Origin of the sequence: Parasphaerochaeta coccoides DSM 17374 (genome assembly GCF_000208385.1) — a bacterium.
GTDB lineage: Bacteria > Spirochaetota > Spirochaetia > Sphaerochaetales > Sphaerochaetaceae > Parasphaerochaeta > Parasphaerochaeta coccoides.
Genome location: NC_015436.1, coordinates 1,927,679 through 1,948,489 on the forward strand (window position 1 = coordinate 1,927,679; position 20,811 = coordinate 1,948,489).

Annotated in this window: 16 protein-coding genes; 12 read left to right on the top strand and 4 right to left on the bottom strand. The window is 49.6% G+C overall.

The window, feature by feature from the left end; genetic code table 11:
• Positions 1–12 precede the first annotated feature (12 nt).
• The 10 genes from SPICO_RS08305 to SPICO_RS08350 all read left to right on the top strand — a co-directional run bounded on the left by SPICO_RS08305 (position 13) and on the right by SPICO_RS08350 (position 11,651).
• Entirely contained in the window at positions 13–1,035 is a 1,023-nt protein-coding gene (locus SPICO_RS08305; protein WP_013740221.1) for an ABC transporter permease, read from the top strand.
• Positions 1,036–1,083: 48 nt separating this feature from the next.
• A complete protein-coding gene (locus SPICO_RS08310) occupies positions 1,084–2,010 on the top strand; it encodes an ABC transporter substrate-binding protein (RefSeq protein ID WP_013740222.1) in 927 nt (308 codons plus the stop codon).
• A 148-nt stretch (positions 2,011–2,158) separates the two neighbouring features.
• Positions 2,159–2,896 (top strand): rhamnogalacturonan acetylesterase, encoded by a 738-nt coding sequence (locus SPICO_RS08315; RefSeq protein ID WP_052295866.1) that lies wholly within the window; start codon positions 2,159–2,161, stop codon positions 2,894–2,896.
• Between the two features lie 83 nt (positions 2,897–2,979).
• A complete protein-coding gene (locus SPICO_RS08320; RefSeq protein WP_013740224.1) occupies positions 2,980–3,606 on the top strand; it encodes a histidine phosphatase family protein in 627 nt (208 codons plus the stop codon).
• A 227-nt stretch (positions 3,607–3,833) separates the two neighbouring features.
• Positions 3,834–4,637: a phosphatidylglycerol lysyltransferase domain-containing protein gene (locus SPICO_RS08325; protein WP_052295867.1), complete on the top strand. Its 804-nt coding sequence runs from the start codon at positions 3,834–3,836 to the stop codon at positions 4,635–4,637.
• Between the two features lie 227 nt (positions 4,638–4,864).
• Positions 4,865–5,293: an ATP-binding protein gene (locus SPICO_RS08330; RefSeq protein ID WP_083810462.1), complete on the top strand. Its 429-nt coding sequence runs from the start codon at positions 4,865–4,867 to the stop codon at positions 5,291–5,293.
• A 380-nt stretch (positions 5,294–5,673) separates the two neighbouring features.
• The gene (locus SPICO_RS08335) at positions 5,674–7,149 is read left to right on the top strand and encodes an alpha/beta hydrolase family protein (protein ID WP_215904611.1); all 1,476 of its coding nucleotides are present in this window, start codon (positions 5,674–5,676) and stop codon (positions 7,147–7,149) included.
• Positions 7,150–7,253: 104 nt separating this feature from the next.
• Positions 7,254–8,105 (top strand): histidinol-phosphatase, encoded by an 852-nt coding sequence (locus tag SPICO_RS08340; RefSeq protein ID WP_013740227.1) that lies wholly within the window; start codon positions 7,254–7,256, stop codon positions 8,103–8,105.
• A 197-nt stretch (positions 8,106–8,302) separates the two neighbouring features.
• Positions 8,303–9,055, top strand: a complete 753-nt coding sequence (locus SPICO_RS09970; protein ID WP_013740228.1) for a TetR/AcrR family transcriptional regulator — start codon at positions 8,303–8,305, stop codon at positions 9,053–9,055.
• Positions 9,039–11,651: a calcium-translocating P-type ATPase, PMCA-type gene (locus SPICO_RS08350; protein WP_013740229.1), complete on the top strand. Its 2,613-nt coding sequence runs from the start codon at positions 9,039–9,041 to the stop codon at positions 11,649–11,651. Before SPICO_RS09970 ends, SPICO_RS08350 begins: the two co-directional genes overlap by 17 nt.
• A gap of 99 nt (positions 11,652–11,750) precedes the next feature.
• Here SPICO_RS08350 and SPICO_RS08355 read toward each other — a convergent pair whose 3' ends face one another.
• From SPICO_RS08355 to SPICO_RS08365, 3 genes are all read right to left on the bottom strand, one after another.
• Positions 11,751–12,242, bottom strand: coding sequence for a hypothetical protein (locus SPICO_RS08355; protein ID WP_013740230.1), 492 nt, complete (start codon positions 12,240–12,242; stop codon positions 11,751–11,753).
• Positions 12,242–13,900, bottom strand: coding sequence for a fimbrillin family protein (locus SPICO_RS08360; RefSeq protein ID WP_013740231.1), 1,659 nt, complete (start codon positions 13,898–13,900; stop codon positions 12,242–12,244). Before SPICO_RS08360 ends, SPICO_RS08355 begins: the two co-directional genes overlap by 1 nt.
• A 214-nt stretch (positions 13,901–14,114) precedes the next feature.
• Positions 14,115–15,125 (bottom strand): fimbrillin family protein, encoded by a 1,011-nt coding sequence (locus SPICO_RS08365; protein ID WP_013740232.1) that lies wholly within the window; start codon positions 15,123–15,125, stop codon positions 14,115–14,117.
• A gap of 459 nt (positions 15,126–15,584) precedes the next feature.
• On the opposite strand from SPICO_RS08365, the gene SPICO_RS08370 reads away from it, so the two are divergent.
• Both SPICO_RS08370 and SPICO_RS10445 read left to right on the top strand, forming a co-directional pair.
• The gene (locus SPICO_RS08370) at positions 15,585–17,390 is read left to right on the top strand and encodes an IS1634 family transposase (RefSeq protein ID WP_013739363.1); all 1,806 of its coding nucleotides are present in this window, start codon (positions 15,585–15,587) and stop codon (positions 17,388–17,390) included.
• Between the two features lie 416 nt (positions 17,391–17,806).
• The gene (locus SPICO_RS10445) at positions 17,807–19,393 is read left to right on the top strand and encodes a LuxR C-terminal-related transcriptional regulator (protein WP_013740233.1); all 1,587 of its coding nucleotides are present in this window, start codon (positions 17,807–17,809) and stop codon (positions 19,391–19,393) included.
• Between the two features lie 82 nt (positions 19,394–19,475).
• Here SPICO_RS10445 and SPICO_RS08380 read toward each other — a convergent pair whose 3' ends face one another.
• Positions 19,476–20,432: an L-lactate dehydrogenase gene (locus SPICO_RS08380; protein WP_013740234.1), complete on the bottom strand. Its 957-nt coding sequence runs from the start codon at positions 20,430–20,432 to the stop codon at positions 19,476–19,478.
• Positions 20,433–20,811: the final 379 nt, after the last annotated feature.

The window sequence follows — 20,811 nt, forward strand, 5'->3', positions numbered from 1 at the left end:
GAGACAAGAAAAATGACTCAAGGACAAGAAAACAGCAGACCTTTGAAAAGAATACTCGCCATCCGTGGCATGGGGCAGGTCATCACAGTTTCAGCGGGGCTGATCATTTTGCTGATTGTATTCGGGATTCTCAATCCTACCTTTTTCTCAAGCAGGAATATCGGAAACCTTCTGCGTCAGATAGCACCCATCCTGCTGATCGGCATAGGACAATCCTATGTGCTGATAACAGGTAACATCGACCTGTCCATAGGATCTGTGGTGGGGATGTCCTGCATGATAAGCGCCACTCTGATGACAAAAGGAATGAATCCCTGGTTTGCCGTCGGACTGACTCTCATCGCCTGTCTTCTCGTAGGGGCATCGAACGGTATGCTTGTCTCATTCTGCAAGCTCCCGCCATTCATTGCCACGCTTGGTACCATGACCATTGCACGTGGCATAGCACAGATTGCCAATAACAATTATAACACTGATTCCATCGGCGAAGCTGCGCGTGGTTTCAGGAATTTCTTCTACTATGGAAGAACCTTGGGACTGTACAACACCATATGGATAACCGTCGTCTTGTGGCTGATATTTAACTTCGTTCTGAGCCGGACGCGCACAGGCCGCCATACCTATGCCGTAGGTTCCAACATTGAGGCAGCCCGTCTCAGCGGTGTCAATGTCCTTGTCACGACCACAAAGGCATATGTAATCAGCGCTTTTCTCGCAGGAGTTGTCGGACTGGTCATAACAGCGACAAGCGGAATGGGTTCCATGGATGCAGGAAATTCATACGAGATGTATGCAGTCGCGGCATCGGTCATCGGCGGAGTTTCCACCCTTGGAGGACAGGGAATACTGCTTGGGACAGTCATAGGAGCTTCCATCTGGGGTGTCCTTCAGAATGGGCTTCAGTTTGCGGGGGCTCCTGTAGCTATCAGGAATATTGTCATTGGGATCATCGTTGTTGTAAGTGTATTGCTTGATGTAATTGTCAGAAGCGGCAATCTCAAGCGGCACAAAGGCAAGAAAGAACTTCCTGCCTGATCAATCAGAACCTGACGTGGGGGGAAAACCACGAAAGAGGAGGACTTAATGAAAAAAAGTCGTTTGTTCATCGTAACGCTGTTTGTCTGTGTCATTGCCGCAAGCATGGTGTTTGCCGCAGGATCAAAGGAATCCGGAAGCAGCAAACATAAGGTTTATCTGATCACCATGGATCAGATGGATCAACACTGGGTCACCGTTGACAAGGGAGCTCAGAAAGCGGCCACCGAGCTGGGCAATGTGGATTACAAATGGCTGGCTCCGGACGTGAAGGATGATGCCAAGCAGATTGAAATGATCAACAACGCTATTGCTGGCGGCGCACAGGCAATTCTTCTTGCCGCTAACGGACCGACAGCCGTTACCGCAGTCCTTGAAGAAGCGAACAGAGCTGGCATCAAGATAATCTATGTAGACTCTGCCGCTGATTTCCCTGGACTCCAGACTCTGGCTACAGACAATAAAGCCGCCGGTACGACCGCAGGCAAGGCTCTTATTGCCGAACTCCAGAAAAATGGTGTTGCCACAGGTTCCATCGGTATTGTGAACGTCAATGCGGCGACGGCTTCTACGGTAGCGCGTGAGGCAGGCTTCCGCGAGGCTTTTGCCGGTACTGGCTATACTATTCTTGAAACACAGTATGGTGATGGTGATCCCGCACGCTCAAAGGATATTGCGGCAAACTACATCACACAGGGTGTCGTCGGAATTTTCGGAGCTAATGAAGGTTCTACCGTTGGAACCGGAAATGCAATCCAGGAAGCCAGAAAAGCTGTCGTTGGTGTTGGTTTTGACAAATCTGACATGATCCTCAGCCTTATCAGGAACGGGCATCTGCTTGCGACAATGGCTCAGAATCCTGACGTCATGGGTTATGAAGGGATGAAATCCGCCGTCAAAGCCTTGAATGGCGAAACCATTTCTCCCAGCTATTTTGACACGGGAGTCACCGTCCTTACAAAATCCAATATCTAACCTGGAACTTCATGTAAGAACAAGCGGGCGTTGCAAAAGTGAAAACTTGGGCAACGTCCTTTGCTTGTATGCGGTGTATACGGTGTTGACGATTCCCCCCCAGCCGGTATGATGGTTGCATGGCCAGTGATGCCACAGGAAGGTAAGAATGCCAAAGGCAAGAAAGGAATCTGACATGGTTTTTAATCCCGGAGAACCTATACATCATTCCTCCCGGACATTGCATCTCCTCGGTGACTCGACATGCTCCATCAAGGAATCACGCTATAGGCCGGAAACTGGCTGGGGAGAAGAATTTTCTCCGTTCCTGGCTCCAGGGTGGTCGCTCGCCAATTGGGCGGTCAACGGTCTCAGCACCCGGTCGGTACTCTCATCCGGTGTATTCGACAAAACCCTTGACTCCCTTGCGGCAGGTGACTGGGTCATTGTCCAATTCGGACACAACGAACCCAAGCCAGACGAAGAACGTCATACCGACCCATGGACATCTTTCACGGAAAACCTTAAACTTATTGTGACTCGGATACGGGAAAACGGCGGCAATCCCCTTTTCCTGTCCTCCATTGCCCGCCGACAGTTCATCGACGGTAAGGCGCAACATACCCATGGGGACTATCCGCAAGCCATGAAACAAGTTGCTTTGAAACTTGATATCCCCTATATCGACATAAACCACGTCACCATGGATATTCTGGATGCCATGGGAGAAGAAACAAGCAAGGATATCTTCCTCCACCTGAAACCGGAAGAATCGCCCAACTACCCCAAAGGATGCGCGGATGACACGCACCTATGCTCATGGGGAGCGCTGTTCATAGCCCGGATTATCTATGAACAGGTGGCAAGCCGCTTTTGCGACCTGCCTTTCCTCGGTTCAACCATCTGACAGTCAAGGGTGTTGGTTTGTCACGGAAAGATTTTTCATCTATGATGAAAATATATAACAAACAGTTTAACCCAGGAGAAAGCATGAGTCGTCTGTACTTCATTCGTCACGCCCAGAGCGAAGCAAATCGCCAGAAAATCATGGGTAGCCGTCTACCCGTTTCCTTGTCCGAGGAAGGCAAAGCTGACGCTGTCTTGATAGCCAGCAGATTAAAGCCAATGGTGGAAATCCAGCGGATCATTTCCTCCCCGCTTCCCCGTACGCTCCAGACAGCCCGGCCTTTCAGTGCGGCATACGGCCTGCCTGTCGAACCAGACGAGAGGATCATAGAACAAGATGTCGGGATTTTTTCCGGCATGAGCTATGACCTTCTCAAGACATTCCCGTCCTATGAACCAGATACCATGGCCCGATGGGACTGGCTGCCTCAAGGAGGCGGGGAATCCTACAGGATGATAGCAGAACGGGTTTCCTTATTCCTCAAGGATCTTGAAAAAGAAGATATGGACAGGAATATCCTGGTCGTGTCCCATTCAATCACCTTAAGAATCATGCGGGCTGTCCTGGAAAATACCCTGCCCACCTATCCACGTCGTTTCCCGAAAAATGGTGAGATATGGCTGACAGAGTTCACTTCCTTAGGAAAGGTCCATGAGGTGGAATCCCTCTTTCTTGGCACGGGAAACGCCATGAGACGGGACGCCGAATAACTTCATTCCCGTTGTGTCATGTCCTGCATGTCCGCGCCACCGGTAACATCCATGGGAAAAAGTACCAGAAAGAGGCTGGGCATTTGCCATTTTCGCTGGTTTTGAGTATTTTAGCAGACGTGTGTACCATACCTTCTTACCCCGAATCAATCCGCCCGGATCGGAATCATATTGAGATATTGCAGCCTTATCTGCTTACCCATCGCCGTAGGATCAGTGAACTGTCCATGTCGGCACTTGTCCCCTTTGCCTCGAAACATGATACGCATGTAGCTTCATTCATTGACTCCGCCGGAAACACCCAGTACATGATATCAGGCATCAACCGCAGGTTCGATGGCAACATGGAGAAATTCGCCGTTTTCCCCGCAGGCTATCCAGGGCGGGAGATGATGGTTTCCATCATGAAGAAGGTCTCGGTCATTTCCTTCATTCCCGTAGACGATGTCATGGAATGGACACGTCATATTTCCCGTGACTTCCCTCATCTTGCCGTCACCGAGGATAGGGATAATGCGGACTACGTATACCGGAAACAGGATCTCATCACACTCCAGGGTCCACAGCTTCACAAGAAGCTCGCCCACGCCCTGAAATTCGAGGCTGAGCATTCCGAACATTTCATAGTGGATGTTGCTGATACGCCGCAGGCAGACATGATATCAGTTCTTGACCAATGGGCTGCGGGAAAAGATGTGGTGGAAGATTATGAAGCCGTACGTATTTCTTTGGAGTTGCGGAAAGAGCTGAACCTGGAAGGCATAGCCGTTTATGCACGCCCCGGAGAACCTGTGGCTTTCACGCTCGTGGAGTATGACGGCTCCGACCGCGTCATCACCCATACGGAGAAAGCGATTCCCTCTTACAAAGGTGTTTACCAATTTCTCAACAGAGCATTGGCAATGAGCCTTCCTCCGGATGTCGTGGATATCAACAGGGAACAGGACTTAGGGATTCCCGGACTCCGCCAGGCCAAGAAGACATACCAGCCCTACACCTTCGTCACCAAGTATAAGATTGAGCTTCCTTAACTGACGACAGATGGGCTGTGGTGATTTTGTTACCCTGTTTATACGCTTGTTCCTCTGTGATACTGGGTACGCTCACCCACGCAAACTCACGTAAGTATCCGCCTTGGGTCAGGAAGTGTTGACGTTTTTCATAGTTTCCTGTAATTCCGCGTACTTGTTTAATTCCTGTGCTAACTTTTACGAATGCTGCAATAAGTCTGCTCAAAAACAAAGTTTTTGCATTAGTGATGCAAAAACTTTATAAAATCGGGCGGTATGATGTGAAGGGCAAGCAGTATTTGAAAACGGGTGATAAATACTATGCCGCCGATGTCGGCCTGCGTTATGCTCTGCTTGGAAGCAAGAAAGCCGACTTGGGGCATATCCTTGAAAATATTGTTTTCCTGGAACTCCTGCGTCGAGGATATGATGTCTATATCGGCAAAGTCGGCAGTACGGAGGTTGATTTTGTCGCTGTTGGTGACGAAGGTGAGGAATATTATCAAGTCGCCTATACCGTCATTGACACGGACGGCAAAACTTTAGAGAGGGAACTTGCTCCGCTTGATACAATCAACGACCATAATCCAAAGTATCTTTTGACAATGGATCATACGCCGCTGACCTCTCACAACGGAATCAAGCAAATCAATGTCCTTGACTGGCTGTTGAAATAACCGGGCAAACAGCAAGGGTCCTTTGTCTTTTCGGGGGAGGATTGTTTTGTTGTTATATCCTTTTTATTAAGCCGCATAGCATAAAGAAAAGACACCGAACCCGTAAACGACCGGAAACTCAATATCCAACCAGTCATTACAATAAAGTTAATATTATATATCACTATAATAATCCTTATTAGGAATATTATAATGAATAATAACTATACATCTCCGGCAAGATATATCAAAATACTTGAGGAATTTCTCCAAGAAGAATATGCTTATTTCCGAAGAAACCAGAAAATATATGTATACGGAAGATTAGTATTTGTTTTTTCCCTGCAAAAAAGGAGAACCCAATGTCCATCCTTATGAAAAAAACTATCAGTCCCCCTCATATGATAACATTACTGATGCTCACTTTCATCTTTGCATTATCCGGTTGCAAAACCCTTCCTCCATCCACAGAAATGGATTCTCCGGAAAAAATCATAGAAAAAACCATGTCCGTACTGCCAGCAAAAGATGAGGAACCGGAAAAGCCAAGTCTGGATATCTCCGGCGTATGGCATGGAGAGCTTGAGGTCGGATCTCTTGCCCTTCTTATGGAATTTTCTTTTTCACAGATTGTACAAGACCAAACCACATGGATGGCAGTCTTGAACATCCCACAGCAAATGGCATATGAAATCCCCATCACCCGTACAGAGTTTGATGGAACATATCTCTTTCTGGACATGACCACCATACAGGCGACATACTCTGCGACCGTTGAAGAAACAGACGAGGAAATAGTGATTTCCGGGACATACACGCAAGGGGCCTCACTTCCTCTGGTTCTCAGAAAGAAGGAAGCTACTTCAACGCCCTTGCGTAAGCATCAGGAACCAATTCCTCCATATCCATATGTATCGGAAGAAATAAGCATAACAACTCAAGAAGATTTCCTCCTTGGGGCAACCATCACCCGACCAGATGACGGGCTTAAGCATCCTGCCGTCATCCTAATCAGCGGAAGCGGACAGCAAGATCGGGATGAAACGATATTCGGACATAAACCATTCAAGGTCATCGCGGATAGTCTGACACGCTCCGGGTTCATTGTAGTCAGGGCGGATGACCGTGGTGTCGGGACTTCCGGCGGCGGTGCTACGCTCAGTCAGGCGACTACACGTGATTTTGCACGTGACGCGGAAGCAATTCTTGACCATACGCTGTCGCTTGAGTCAGTGGATTCTTCCGCCGTCGGACTCATCGGACACAGTGAGGGAGCTTTAATCACTGTGATGGTGGCCGCCCGCCGTCAGGATGTCGCGTTCATCATCTTGCTCAATGGGCCAGGTATCATCGGGAAAGATCTTATCCTGGCTCAAAGCCGGGAAATTATGAAAGCGCAAGGATTCCCGGAAGCGACGATCATGGCTGCGTCTGAAATCAACAATGCAATTTATTCAACGGCGGTCGATCCCTCCCTTTCCCAGAAAGAAAAAGCCGATAGTATCAGGCACCGCCTGTTGGCAGTGGGCATGGGAGAAGATGAGGCGGATGCCCAGATTGCCACCTTGCTCAGCCCTTGGTACGTTACCTTCCTCAGCCTTGATCCGCAGGACTATTTGCCGGAAATATCCATTCCTGTATTCATTGTTTCAGGTGGCAAAGATATCCAGGTTCCCTCCAGCCTGAATGTCACCGCGCTGAATGACGGATTGTTGAAAAGCAGGGCAACGGTCAGCATAGGCATCTATCCTGAAATGAACCATATCCTTCAGCCTGCCACCACTGGACTGCCGATGGAATATCCTCTGTTGGAGACGACTGTCCTTCCTGACCTGCTTGATGATATGGCATCATGGTTGGGAAGTATTACTAATTAAATAGATAATTGTTTTCATAAAAAGAACTTGTATCATTCAGATTGTCCTAATTGCTCAGATGAGTCTTGCTTGAGATTTTTCCATTGGCAGGCTATGCTGACCGCATGAATATGCAGAAATGTGGTTCCTACCATACGCATTCGCTGTACTGTGATGGCAATGATTCCATCAGGGATATGGTTGACGCGGCGACTTCCCAAGGCATGGCTGCCTTGGGAATGTCCAGCCATGCTCCGTGTCCGGAACACAATGTCCCTTGTCTCGCCGCGGAAGCATTCCCCGTATATCTGGATGAGATACGGACGCTCGGCAAGGAATACACCGGAACAATCAAAGTCTATGCAGCAATGGAATGTGAGTATATGGATCGTTCCAGCATCCTCTGGGGCATGGAATATCAGGACAGGCTCGACTATGTAATCGGCTCCGTCCACAGCATGTACCATGATCCGGCTTCACGTCCTTTCAGTATCGATGGCCCCGTGGAGCAATTCGAGGCTTTGCTTCATGAGAAATTCAGTGGCAGGATACAGGACTTCTCTGCGTATTATTACGAGTTACAAAAAAGGATGATCAAGGATTTCCGTTTTGATTTCCTCGGTCATTGCGACCTGATCACCAAGCATAACAGGAACAACAAGTATTTCAATCCAGATGAACCCTGGTATCGGCGTCAGGTCGATTCCATGTTGGAGACGGCGGCGCTCCATAATGTGAGGGTCGAGGTGAACACCGGTGGAGTCAGCCGTGGATATTCAACGGATTTCTACCCCTCCGCCTACATGAGAAAGCGTTGCCATGATGTGGGCATTTCAATGGTGGTGACCAGCGACGCCCATGCTGCAAAGAACGTGGCTTTCGGCTTTGAGCAGGCATTCGGATGTCTGAAAGAAGCCGGTTATACCTGCCATGACGTATTCACGGACGGACAGTGGGAAAGCGTGGAGATTGGCTAAGTACCCTATTTTCAATCCCATGAAATCAGGGAAAAAGGATGCAAGAATCCCTCATTGAGGACTCTCCGCAAGATTGCTCATCTTCCCATTTTTCCTCTTTCCCATTTTTTTATTGACAGCGCATAACACAGTGTATATTCTTTTTAACCGAACGGTCAGTCAAAACCATAACAGAAAGACAGGGGGCATGTGCCATCATGGAAACAAAGACGCCTGATGTCACGGAACGCATACTTACCGCGGCGACCGAGCTTTTCTCACAGAAAGGCTTTGACGCGACATCAGTCAATGAAATCGCTGCGTTGGCAGGTGTGAACAAAGCGCTTATCTACTATTATTTCCCCAGTAAGGATGCCCTCTTGGGAAGTATCGTGCGGAAACTGACGGATCATGTAGATGCCATGACCATGGATTTCTGTTCCCGCTACATTGTCAACGCCATCAAGGAAGGCACTCTTGACATCCTGACCGACCGCCTGCGCTTCACCGACACACAGACGCGCGGAATCTTCATGGATGCCCTGGCGTCCTACTGCCGGAACCTCACCGAATATGCCATAAGCCAGAAAGACGTAGTGCGCATCATGCTTTCAGAATCCCTTAAAACGGACAGCAAATACCAAGTCAGTCTTTTCTCGTTCCTGATAATGGGCAAAGAGGAATTTGGCAATCATTTGTATACGCTGCTCCATGACGCGGATCCGGATTACACCCCTCACGGAGAGATGACGCTGTTGCTTTTTTTCTTTATTATCATACCTATCATGAATTTTGCCGCCCATCTGGAGGACTATCACCGGATAAGCGGCGTGGCGACTTCGATGGTCGTGGACACGTTCCTCGCGTCGATCGCTCATATAACTACGGCATCAATATCCGGCAATGACGTTTTATTATGTCTGCCGGGAAATACCCCCCAAGGAGGATTTACCCGTGATTGCACACCATGATCAGCTTCAAGACGTTTTGAAAGAACTGGGAACGGATCCCAAGACTGGCTTGTCGGCCTCGGAAGCTACTTCCCGTCTTGCGAAGTACGGACCCAACAAGCTCAAGGAAAAGAAAAAGAAAACGAACCTGCAACGGTTCATCGAGCAATTCAAGGATACCATGATCCTTATCCTGCTCGCTGCCGCGGCGGTCTCCTTCGGGGTCTCGATCAGCGAAGGGCATGCTCCATATGAGTCCCTGCTGATCCTTGCCATCGTCATTGTCAATGCAATCATTGGCGTCATGCAGGAGAACAAGGCGGAAAAGGCACTTGATGCCCTGAAGAACCTGACCGCACCCAAGTCCCGTGTCGTGCGTGACGGCAAGGAAATGGTCATTGACGCCGTTTCTCTTGTACCTGGCGACATCATTGTACTGGATGCCGGTGACATGCCTCCCGCTGACGCCCGCCTGATTGAGAGCGCCAACATGAGAAGTGATGAGTCCGCCCTGACCGGGGAGTCAGTGGCAGCGGAAAAGAATGCAAACGCTCATGTTGTCCCTGATGCCGCGCTGGGTGACCGTTTCAATATGGTCTACAGCGGATGCAGCATTTCCTATGGCCGTGGCAGGGCTGTGGTGACAGGTACGGGCATGGAAACCGAAATGGGCAAGATAGCCAGCCTCCTCAGTGAGGAAAATGAGCTGGACACGCCGCTTCAGCAGAAGCTCGCCCAGTTGGGCAAGTCCCTGGGCATCATGGCTCTGATTGCCTGTGCGGTCATCTTTGTCATTGGCATCATTGATGATATTCCCGTGCTGGAGATGTTCATGACATCCGTCTCCCTTGCGGTTTCGGCTATTCCCGAAGGCTTGCCTGCCATTGTCACCGTTGTCTTGGCAATCGGAGTACAACGGATGGTCAAGCGCAATGCCATTGTCCGTCGTCTTCCGGCTGTTGAAACTTTAGGCAGCGCGTCGGTAATCTGTTCTGACAAGACAGGAACCCTCACCCAGAACCGCATGACCCTGACAAAAGCATATGCGGCGTCTGTCGATGCCCTTGAAAACATCACCACGTCCAACAGCGAGGCAGTCCGTGCGCTGTTGCAGTACAGCAGTCTCTGCTGTGATGGAAAAATCGAGATAGGCAGCGATGGGACGGAGCATCATATCGGTGATCCTACAGAGACGGCCATTGTCCTTGCCGCGCACAGGAACGGCCTGACCCAGAAGATACTTAATGAGAAATATCCTCGCTTATCGGAGCTGCCTTTTGATTCCGAGCGCAAGCTGATGACCACCGTCAACAGCATCGATGGCAAGAATATCGTCATTGTCAAAGGTGCTTTTGATGTGCTTGCTGAACGTGTGGTATCCGGAGATGTAGAAAAAGCCCGTAAGGTTGTCGATGCGCTGAGTTCCGACGCTCTCCGTGTGCTGGGCGTCGCCTATAAGGTGATAGACACCGTACCGGAGCAGCCAACCAGTGATGAGCTGGAGAATGGCTTGACGTTCATGGGGCTGGTGGGCATGATTGACCCGCCGCGTCCTGAAGTGCGGGACGCCGTCTCTCTCTGCAAGAAGGCTGGCATCAAGGTTGTGATGATTACAGGCGACCATGTGGCGACGGCACAAGCCATAGCCAAGGATCTGGGAATCATGGCTGCGGGCGATGAGGCCGTGACCGGCAAGGAACTTGCGGCAATGAGCAATGCGGAGCTGGACAAGAGAGTGCGCCATATTTCCGTCTACGCCCGTGTTTCTCCGACTGACAAAATCCGCATAGTGAAGGCATGGCAGGAACAAGGCGAGGTCGTGGCTATGACTGGTGACGGTGTGAACGATGCTCCTGCCTTGAAAGCCGCCGACATTGGATGCGCCATGGGCATCACTGGCACGGATGTTGCCAAGGGAGCCGCGGCCATGACGCTGACGGACGACAATTTCTCGACCATCGTGCATGCCGTGCGCGAGGGACGCGGAATCTTCGACAATATCAAGAAGGTGGTGAGTTATCTGCTGAGCTGCAATATCGGTGAGGTGCTTACTGTATTCTTTGCCATGTTGATCTGGAGGCAGACGCCTCTGCTTTCCATGCAGTTGTTATGGATTAACCTGATCACTGACAGTCTTCCCGCTATTTCCTTGGGCGTGGAGCCTGTGGAGAAGGATGTCATGGATCGCAAACCGAAGTCTCGCTCCGAGGGTATATTCGCCAATGGCCTTGGCCTCCAGCTTGCGCTCCAAGGCACGATGCTCGCCATCCTGACTTTGATAGCCTTCTATCTGGGCGGTGGAGGAACCGAGGGAGGAATAGCCGGTGGGCGCACCATGGCTTTCATGGTTCTGTCAATGAGCCAGTTCGTGCAGTCCTTCAATATGAAAAGCGCGCGTTCGCTGTTCAAAGTAGGTGTTCGTTCCAATCCGAACCACCTGCTTGCGGTCGCGGTCAGCGCAACGCTCCTTGCCTTGGTTCTGTTCGTTCCGCCACTGACCAGAATCTTTGAGCTGACCGCCCTGACAGGTGGTCAATACCTGATGGCTGTCGGTCTGGCGTTGTTCCCGTTCCCTGTCCTGGAGATTGCAAAAGCGTTCAATCTGGCTCGTCATTGAGACAAAACGAATCCAGTCACAGATACATCAAAGGGAGAAGCCACCGCTTCTCCCCTTTTTTCACGTCTTAGTCTTCATTCTGTGTTTTTCAGGAAGTAATTAGGGCGTGGAGCCACCGTTTATGCCATCACCATTCTTCCAGTCCCCGATTTCTCCGGTAAAGTATACCGACATATCCGTGCCTGCATAAAAGACTACAAAGTCGGCACTGCCATGCTCATCAGTATACCGTAAAGTTATCTGCCCTGAATTGGAACTCTCAATAGGATCAACCCACTCGATGTGCCCATTCGTATATAAATCTCCGAGCTTCTGCGATACCGCCGGTTTCCCGATAGAATAGGTAATCTTCACATATACATCTGAGGCATATATAGACACGAACTCACTTCGACTGAACGAAGTATTGATACACACAGGATTGGCCGTGCCTCCCAAGGCAGTAGGGACTACTTCTCCGCTGTTTGTCGCGACATTGGCGACCAAGGTAACTTTCACACGATATTCCACGTTGCATGCAAACAGGCTCACGAGCAAGACTGCAAGAAGACACACGGATATACGTCTGAACAGAGTATGTGTATTATTCATCATAGCACCGCCTGGAAGATGACTGTCACGCTAGGATCGATGCCTCCGAAACCTGTGACGGTAATTGCATTATGGATCCCTGAAGCCAGAGGTTTGCTGGGAGTACCCCCCCAGCCAATTAAAGAAAGTGTCATGGCTTCATTTATCCGTGCAATGACAAGAGCATCGTCAGGAACATTGATAATCAGTTTTCCGTCTACGCTGCTTGCACTGGAACCTGCAAGTACATTTAACTCCAATTTGGGCAAAGTCCCGGCTGAACCTTTCTTCAAATGGAGATTGATGGTATCCAGCGAAAGATTTCCCTGCAAGTCCTTGATTTCAATAAGATCCGTTTCATTGGCTGGGTCACCTATGGAAATCATGCGCAGTTTGGAATTTCCGTGGATACTCTTGATGATAGACACTGAATGCGGAAGACGCAGTTCCCAAGGGTTCGTCGCAGCGGTAACCCCATCAAAGGTGATGGTTTTGACATATCCAAAGTATTTATTTGTATCACTACCCGTGCCGTTATCTTCCGTGAATTTAAGGGGAATATTGATGAAATTCCCCGCACCCATTGCAGTAGTAATAGCAGTAGTGGTTAAATCAGTCACATTTTGGGTCAGCTCATACCCAATGTCATGACCATCTCCCGCATCGTAAACAAAAGTATATACATTGCCGTACTGGTCAGATACTGACGATGCCGCCACAGGCAAGGAACCTTTGATGAGCGCATATGCTCCGCTAGCAAGGGTGACAGTGCTTTCAATCTTCCCTCTTGCCACCTCATTGCCTGTCCCGTCGAACAACGTAATTGGTGTATTCCCCATAATAATCTGGGGCGGCAAGATTGCCCTGCCGGTAAAGACACGCACATTTGAATGGGAGACATCAGCAGCATCTACCCAAGAGGCTTCGTCCGTGATGGAGAAGGTTTGGAAAGTCACGGCTGTAAGACTATCGTTGGAATGTTCAGGATTTGCAGGATTATAAAAAGTTAGGGTTCCGCTGCTGTCGACCGGGCCAATCTGTAGGCTACCATAGGAATCTATGGAATCAGGAACGATGAATTGTATTTCGACCAAGGCGAATTTATGTTTGAAGTTCAGCTCTACCTTATCTCCTACCGAAAGCCCTTCCGTTTTTGTCAGATGCGTCGCGGCACTCATTATGTCGCTCGCCTCATAATTCCCGTCTTGTTTCTGGTCTGTCTGCACGGTGAAAGCTATTGGTACGGGCACGGCAGGCACTGAATAGCTAGAGTTATACGGATAATAGGCGTAGAAATCAAGCTTGGTTCCATCGGTGGGATAGGAGTACGAAGTTGGTGCCACCCATTTCATCTGTGAGTTCACATTAGTATATGTAAAGGATACGTTGTTTATGTAAACATGAGTCGCCGCAGTAGTCTTCTCACCATCCACGGTTCGTTTAAAAGCAAAGACACCAATGGTATCACCTTCTTCAAATGTTGTGGTGTGGTCAGCCGACGTGACAGCCCGGCTGTTGTCAGCAGTAACAATGGATGCGGAAATGGAAATGAGCGCAGGATCATCACCATAGGTGAACCGGGCATTGGGGTCACAACCTATGACAAGAAAAAGGGGTAAGAGAAAGACCAGCACTGTCAAGAACCTGCCCTTTCTGTGTTTTTGTCCTGTATTCATCATGGGCTATCAGATAACTCCTTTTCTTTTTGCGCCTTCATCATACACCTTCATTGTCTTTTTGTCACGGATGTTCTCCAGCGTTATGACACAAGTGCCATGATACAAAAGATTAAAGGCAACGTGAACATTACGGCAGCCAGTAATATCGAAATGTTTTCTGGTCAGAACGCACATAAGACCACTTCATGGCGACTTCCCATCTTCACCTTAATAATCAATCTACGATGGCAACGGCATCTCCCCCGTTTACCAGAATCCAATCCTCAACTGTAATGTCAATCACGGTAATAGGAGCATATGCATCCAGCCTTATGTTATATATATGCTGCTTGCCGCTTTCAAATTTAACATTGGGCCGCTGAGCGGATAGCAACTCTTTTGCCTCCCATGTAAATATATCCGGCGTATTCGTAAAAGTTAAAGAAAATCTATTCAGAAGAGCATCAGAGTGTGCCTCTGGCATCACGATCGCTTCAAACTTCCTCACCTTCCCTGCATCCTTTTCTTCTTGGGTAAGCGTGTCGGAAATATCCTTCATGATGATCTTCTTATCAGCGCCAGTGGGAAACCAGATTTGTCCGTTCTCAAGCCAAAACTGCGCTGTTGTATGCAAGCCGTTAATCTCAATGGAAAAATCATCAACCAAATCTGTTTCTTTGACAGTAACGCTCTCCTTGACATAGACAATCAGACGGGCAAGCTTGTGGGAAAGATTAAAGGATACGCTTGACGCACCGTTCTCAATACCATCCACACGTCCCCACAACACGTCAGCCTTTCCACTGTCCTGTGGCGCGTTCGTAGCACTGACATCTAATTTAAGATAAGCCGTAGTACCCGAGACCGTGAATATCTGGTCATCTGTTCGGTAAGGATAGTAAGCAATGAAGTCGAACTTTTTGTCGGCATCATTGACAAGGTCATTCCAACGCAGGATGTTGCTGGCATCAGCATAATAAGGAATGAAGCCGGAAATCGAACCAGAGGTATCAGCCTTGTACCGTTTGTTGTAACGCTCTGGGATAGCGTCATATGTCTTCCCAGAAGTATCCAACATCCAGATGCCTATTTCATCATTAAGCGCCCATATGGAATCAGCAGCGGCCTTACGAATCCCCGTGAAGAACCGCACTTCGTTAGAAACAGTTAGCTTGTTGCCATCACATGCAACGAACGCGAGAAGTATTATCAAGACGCTTAAAAGAACCAAGATGTTCTTTTTCATTTTCTTTCCCTTTCCCCTATGGGGGAACCAAGCTTCGTAAGGAAGCATGATTCCCAATTATTGGGAGCAATACACCACTCATCAAAAAGATATGATAAGTATCTACATTAAAATAACCCACATTACGTAAATCTGCTATTACCCAAAAGTACTATTTTAATAAAAAAGGCATTACCCAAATGGGTAATATCACGCTTATAGTTACCATTAAAACCAAAAAATACTATTTTGAACGCTTAAACTGCTACAAACCCGATCACGATGAAAAACCGTTGCAAAATGCCGAAAACCATTGAAAAACTCCATAGTTTCGCAGTTAGATGACAGAGAAGGAGGGAAGTAACTTCTTGTGAGGGAAGTAGCAAGAAGTTTTTTTTGCACTTTCCTGAAAACATTCATCAGTTTGGCATTGTGTGGCACTGTGAGGTATGATATGATTCTCCTCAGAAGAGGTGCCCGATGTTCATCAAGATAGTCCCCGAAAACAAGAGCGGACGCAAACGCCTGGCCTATTACTCCGGCCATCGCAAAAACGGCACGGTGAAGCACTCCCTCGTGCAGTGGCTCGGCTATCTGGACGAGCTCCAGGCGCTCTACGATGACCCGGTGAGCCATTTCAAGGCCGAGGCGAGACGGCTGACGCAGGAAGAGAAGGAGCGGCAGGTGTCCCTGAGCGTCTCGACGGCCGAGCATTTCCACTTCGCCCCTGGAGAGGGGACGGACTGCACGGACCCGGAGGTGAGGGCGGACAGGATCCTCAGCTACGGCGTCCTGCCGCTGCTGAAGCTCTACCACGAGCTGGAGATCGACTATTTCTGGAACAACAGGAGGCGCTACACCAAGGCGCTCTTCAACCACAACAGCATCTTCCGGCTGCTGGTGTGTTCGCGCATCCTGGCGCCGGACAGCAAGCTGGGTACCTGGCAGGCGCGCCAGAGGCTTGCCGGGGACGTGGCCTTCAGCGCCGACGACGTGTACCGCTCCCTCGCGTTCTTCTCCCGGCACAAGGACGCCCTCATAGACCATCTGGGGCGGATGGTGGAGCGGCAGTACGGGCGGGACACGGGCCTGCTGTACTACGACGTGACCAACTATTACTGGGAGGTGGACGCCGAGGACGAGCTGAGACGGCGGGGGGTGAGCAAGGAACACCGGCCCGATCCCATCGTGCAGATGGGTCTGTTCATGGACGCCGACGGCATCCCCCTCTCCTACGGCCTGTTCCCGGGCAACACCACCGACGTGGCCACCTTCCGCCCCCTGCAGCAGACGGGCCGGACCATCTACGTGGCGGACAGGGGCATGATGAGCGGGATGAACGTGGCCTCCATCCTGCTGCGGCACAGCGGGTACGTCATCAGCTCGTCGGTGCGCACCTGCACCGCGGAGCTGCAGGCCTTCATCCTGAAGCAGGAGGGCTACGTCCATGGTGCCGCCGATGGAGATTTCAGGTACAAGAGCCGCCTGACTCCGGTCGAGCGTTGGGTGACCGATTCCGCGACGGGCGGAAAGAGGAAAGTGACGGTCAACGAGAGGCAGGTGGTGTTCTTCAGCCGCGCCTACCAGCAGAAGGCACGCCACGAGAGGATGAAGAGCATCGAGAAAGCCCAGCAGGCGGCGGGCGGGGGGCAGAACACCGTACTGAACAACCATGCGGGGAGACGGTTCCTGAAGAAGAGCATCTTCGACGGGGCCTCCGGAGAGCGCGTGGAAGCTCCTGAGTTCTCTGTCTCCCTGGATACGGAGCTGCTACAGCGGGAGGAGGCGCTGGACGGCTATTACCTTATCTGCACCAACGTGGTAGGCACCGAGGAGGGGGAGCCCCCCTTCGCTGGGCGGGCCCGTTTCCGCAGGGACAACCTCTTCGAGCTGAACCGACCAGTGGACGACGTGGACATCATCGACATGTACCGGGGCCTGTGGCGCATCGAGGAATGCTTCCGCATCACCAAGACGCACCTGGAGGCCCGTCCGGTCTATGTGCGTACCCGCGACAGCATCGAGGCTCATTTCCTCACCTGTTTCGTCTCCCTGCTGCTCCTGCGGCTTCTGGAGAAGAGGACGGGGGGAACCATGTCCGTGGGCCGGATGGTGGATTCTCTGCGCCAGGCCCTGCTGGGCGACATCGAAGGGCAATGCTTCATGAACCTGTACTGCGACCCCGTCATCCAGGACATCGGCGCAGCCCTGGACATCGACATGAGCCGGAAGTATTACGCGAAAGCCGATGTGAGGGCACTTTTTGCGGCAGTGAAGAAGACCTGATGCCACACACATGAATGTTATAGCATCTTGTCAGTAACCCCTTGCATTAGAATGAGTACGGATGTTTTTTCGCTTTTTTAACTGCGAAACTCAGGATATCACGCTTATAGTTACCATTAAAACCAAAAAATACTATTTTGAACGCTTAAACTGCTACAAACCCGATCACGATGAAAAACCGTTGCAAAATGCCGAAAACCATTGAAAAACTCCGGAAAGTGTTGACAAGCTGTTTGAAACATGTCTAAACCATGCCCGAAAAAGTCTTTTGCTTGACAGAAGTTCATTTGTTAGATTAGGCTTCTTACCGGGAGGAACGTGGTTTTGTCCTCCTTACTGACATCGGATGTTTTGGATTAAAGACTCCTTTTAGATTTTCCATCCATTCATGCCGGAAATAGGAGCTATCTTAATTTATGGATGAATCAAAAGAACGCACTGAGGAACCACATTACAAGTTTTCGCTTGAAGGAAAGCCTAATATCATAACAAGGAAGACATGCTTCTTTTCCGGTGTTTTCCTTGCCGTGTGTATCCTGTTGTATTTCACTCCCTCCCCTGTCCCCGACACCTATCTTTTCATGGAAGGGAGATATGATGCAAGCAATCTTGCCTCAAATACTGTCTTCCTTGATGGGGAATGGGAATTCATCCTGGATTCCCCGGATGCGGACACAGAAAACGCGGCCACGTACATCACGTGGAGCAAAAAGCATGAAAGCGGAACATACCGCCTCGTTCTGAAAGGTCTGGATCCTCTCAGGGATTACTGGCTTGACATGCCGCGACTGCCGGAATCACATGTCGCGTACTTCAATGGAGAAGTTTTCGGAAGCGGAGATTCCACTCCGCTATGGAACACCTCCCCTGTCAAACGACTGGAAGGTGTGACTGGTAATGACGAACTGACCATCAAGGTTCATAAGAGCCAAGATTCATACAGCCACTGCATCATACCACCGAAACTTGGATCCTATTCTGATATTTTCAAGCAATTGATGTGGCAGAACACCATGGATCTGGGCTTTGTCTTCATCTTTATGGTGATGGGAGCATTCCTGTTATTCCATGCCTTAAGCCGAAAGGACGCGTCACTTCTTTTCATCTTTCTTTATTTCTGGAACATCGCGCTCAGTGGACTGCTTATTTCTGCCAATCCTCTTATATTCCAGCTTTTCCCAAAGTTGTCATGGGATTCCTTCTTGCGGCTCTCCTACATTGCAAGCTATGGCCCGCCCATCTTATCCTTGCTCTGGCTGGCTACTCGGCATGGATATCTTCCCGACCACAAACTCTCGGTCGTTTTTTCCGTGCTTTTTTTCGACTTCACCCTTTTTCTGGTCTTCATGATTCCCTCGCATTTCTTTCCAATCTTCAACACATCCCTGCATATCATAACTATACTAGTGATAGCTTTCATGTTCGGCACAGCATGCGAATACATGTTAAAAGAACGGCTGTGGGCGCGGAAATCTTTCATTCTCATCGCCATCGCCTGTACGGTGGTTTCCTTGGGCATCCTGATTTCCACCGTTCTTATTGCAAATATGTTCTCCGTTCCTTTCGGATTACACATATTCAATCATCTTCCTTTCTTCATGAAGGATAAGATACCGCTGACCCTGTTTCTCTATATTGTTATTTTTATATTTCTCCATACATTCGAGATAACGTACAGTCTGACGCTATCTCCCCTCATCCAAGCCAGACGCATGATGGATGAGGCTAATAATGCCTTGGCAAAGTCTGTTGTGCTTTATAATCTGAGTCCCCGTGAACAACAGGTAGCAAAATTCATCATGGAAGGAAAGAGCAACTCTGAAATTGCAAAGGAACTTTTCATCAGCGCCAATACTGTCAAAGCCCACACGTCACACGTCTATGAAAAAACAGGCGCTACGCACCGCAGCGAGCTTTATTTGAAACTTTTGGCTGATGTCTTGCCGCCTTCTCCACCTGCTCACTCTCCTGATGCCCCTGACAATCCGGATGAAACGGTTTGAACAATTGCCTGATTGCACATGAGATGCCCATGCGCAGAAATACGGAGATGTCTTTTTCACCAATGATACCCGGATTCCTCCGTCAGGCGTCCTCCGCCATGACTTCCCCGGTGAAAGCCTTAAGCATGTCCGCGGATTTCCGCAAGGCACTGAGTTCTTCCGGCGCAAGGGGGATTTCCAAGGCTCTTACTATGCCGCCTTCATTGATGACACACGGCACGCTGATCACTACGTCCTTGATGCCATAGACTTCCTTGGTCAGCACATGTCCGACAGGCAGAATGGCATTGTCGTTATCCATGATAGCGGCGACAATCTTGGCCGTGTTCAGGGCAATGCCGTAGAACGTCGCTCCTTTTTGGGAAATGACCTGCGCCCCGGCAGTCTTTACATCCACCTCTATCTGGGGTGCTTCAGCCGCCAGGTCTATGCCCGCCTGACGGGCATAATCCTTAAGGGGTATGCCAGCAATCGAAGCTCCTTCCCATACCAAGACTTGGGAATCACCGTGTTCTCCCAGCACGTAGGCATACACATCCTCAATGTTGATGTTGAATCTCTTGCCCAGGATATAGCGGAAGCGGGCGGTATCAAGCACCGTGCCGGAGCCTATGACACGTGAAGAAGCGACGCCCGATTCCTTCTGGATTACATAGGTCATGATGTCCACGGGGTTTGATGTGACGACAAATATTGGGTTCTCCGCATATTTCATGACATTGCGGGTGATATCCTTGATGATGGCCACATTGGTTCGGGCAAGATCCAGGCGCGTCTGACCGGGCTTGCGGGCAAGTCCCGCCGTAATGATGATGGCCGCATCGGCACATTCTTCATACCCGCCCTGCCGGATGGTGACTTGGGAATGATAGGCCAATCCATGCCCAATGTCATGGGCACTTCCTTCCGCTCTGCCTTTGTCTATATCTATCATGACTATTTCTGAAGCCTGCCGTCCCAAAACCAAGGTATATGCTATCGCTTCTCCTACCCTGCCTGCTCCGACGACAATGATTTTCTTTCTGTTCTGAGTCTTCATATGTACATTCTCCTCACACGGCACAGTCCCTCCGGAAATATAATGATCCGGAGGTGCCAAAGAACATCCGACCATACTGAACGGGTTTAGTCAATAAAACCTGGATACATTTAAAAAATAAGTTTTTATACACTTACATCATGTCTACAAGAATTGGAAAAAGTGATTATTATATTCTTTGTTTCTCCAGTAAAATTCTTTTAGTCACATTAAAATTCTACATGGTTTTCATGTGTGCAATAGTTTCTGTTTCTCCTTGCGTACATTTCAGTACGTGAATCAGTCCTTTCTTCTTTTGATATCCACCATGGTGCCAGGACATAAGAAAGCCGGCCCGCAGGCCGGCAAAAAGACTAGAGAGAAAAGAATAGAGAGAAAC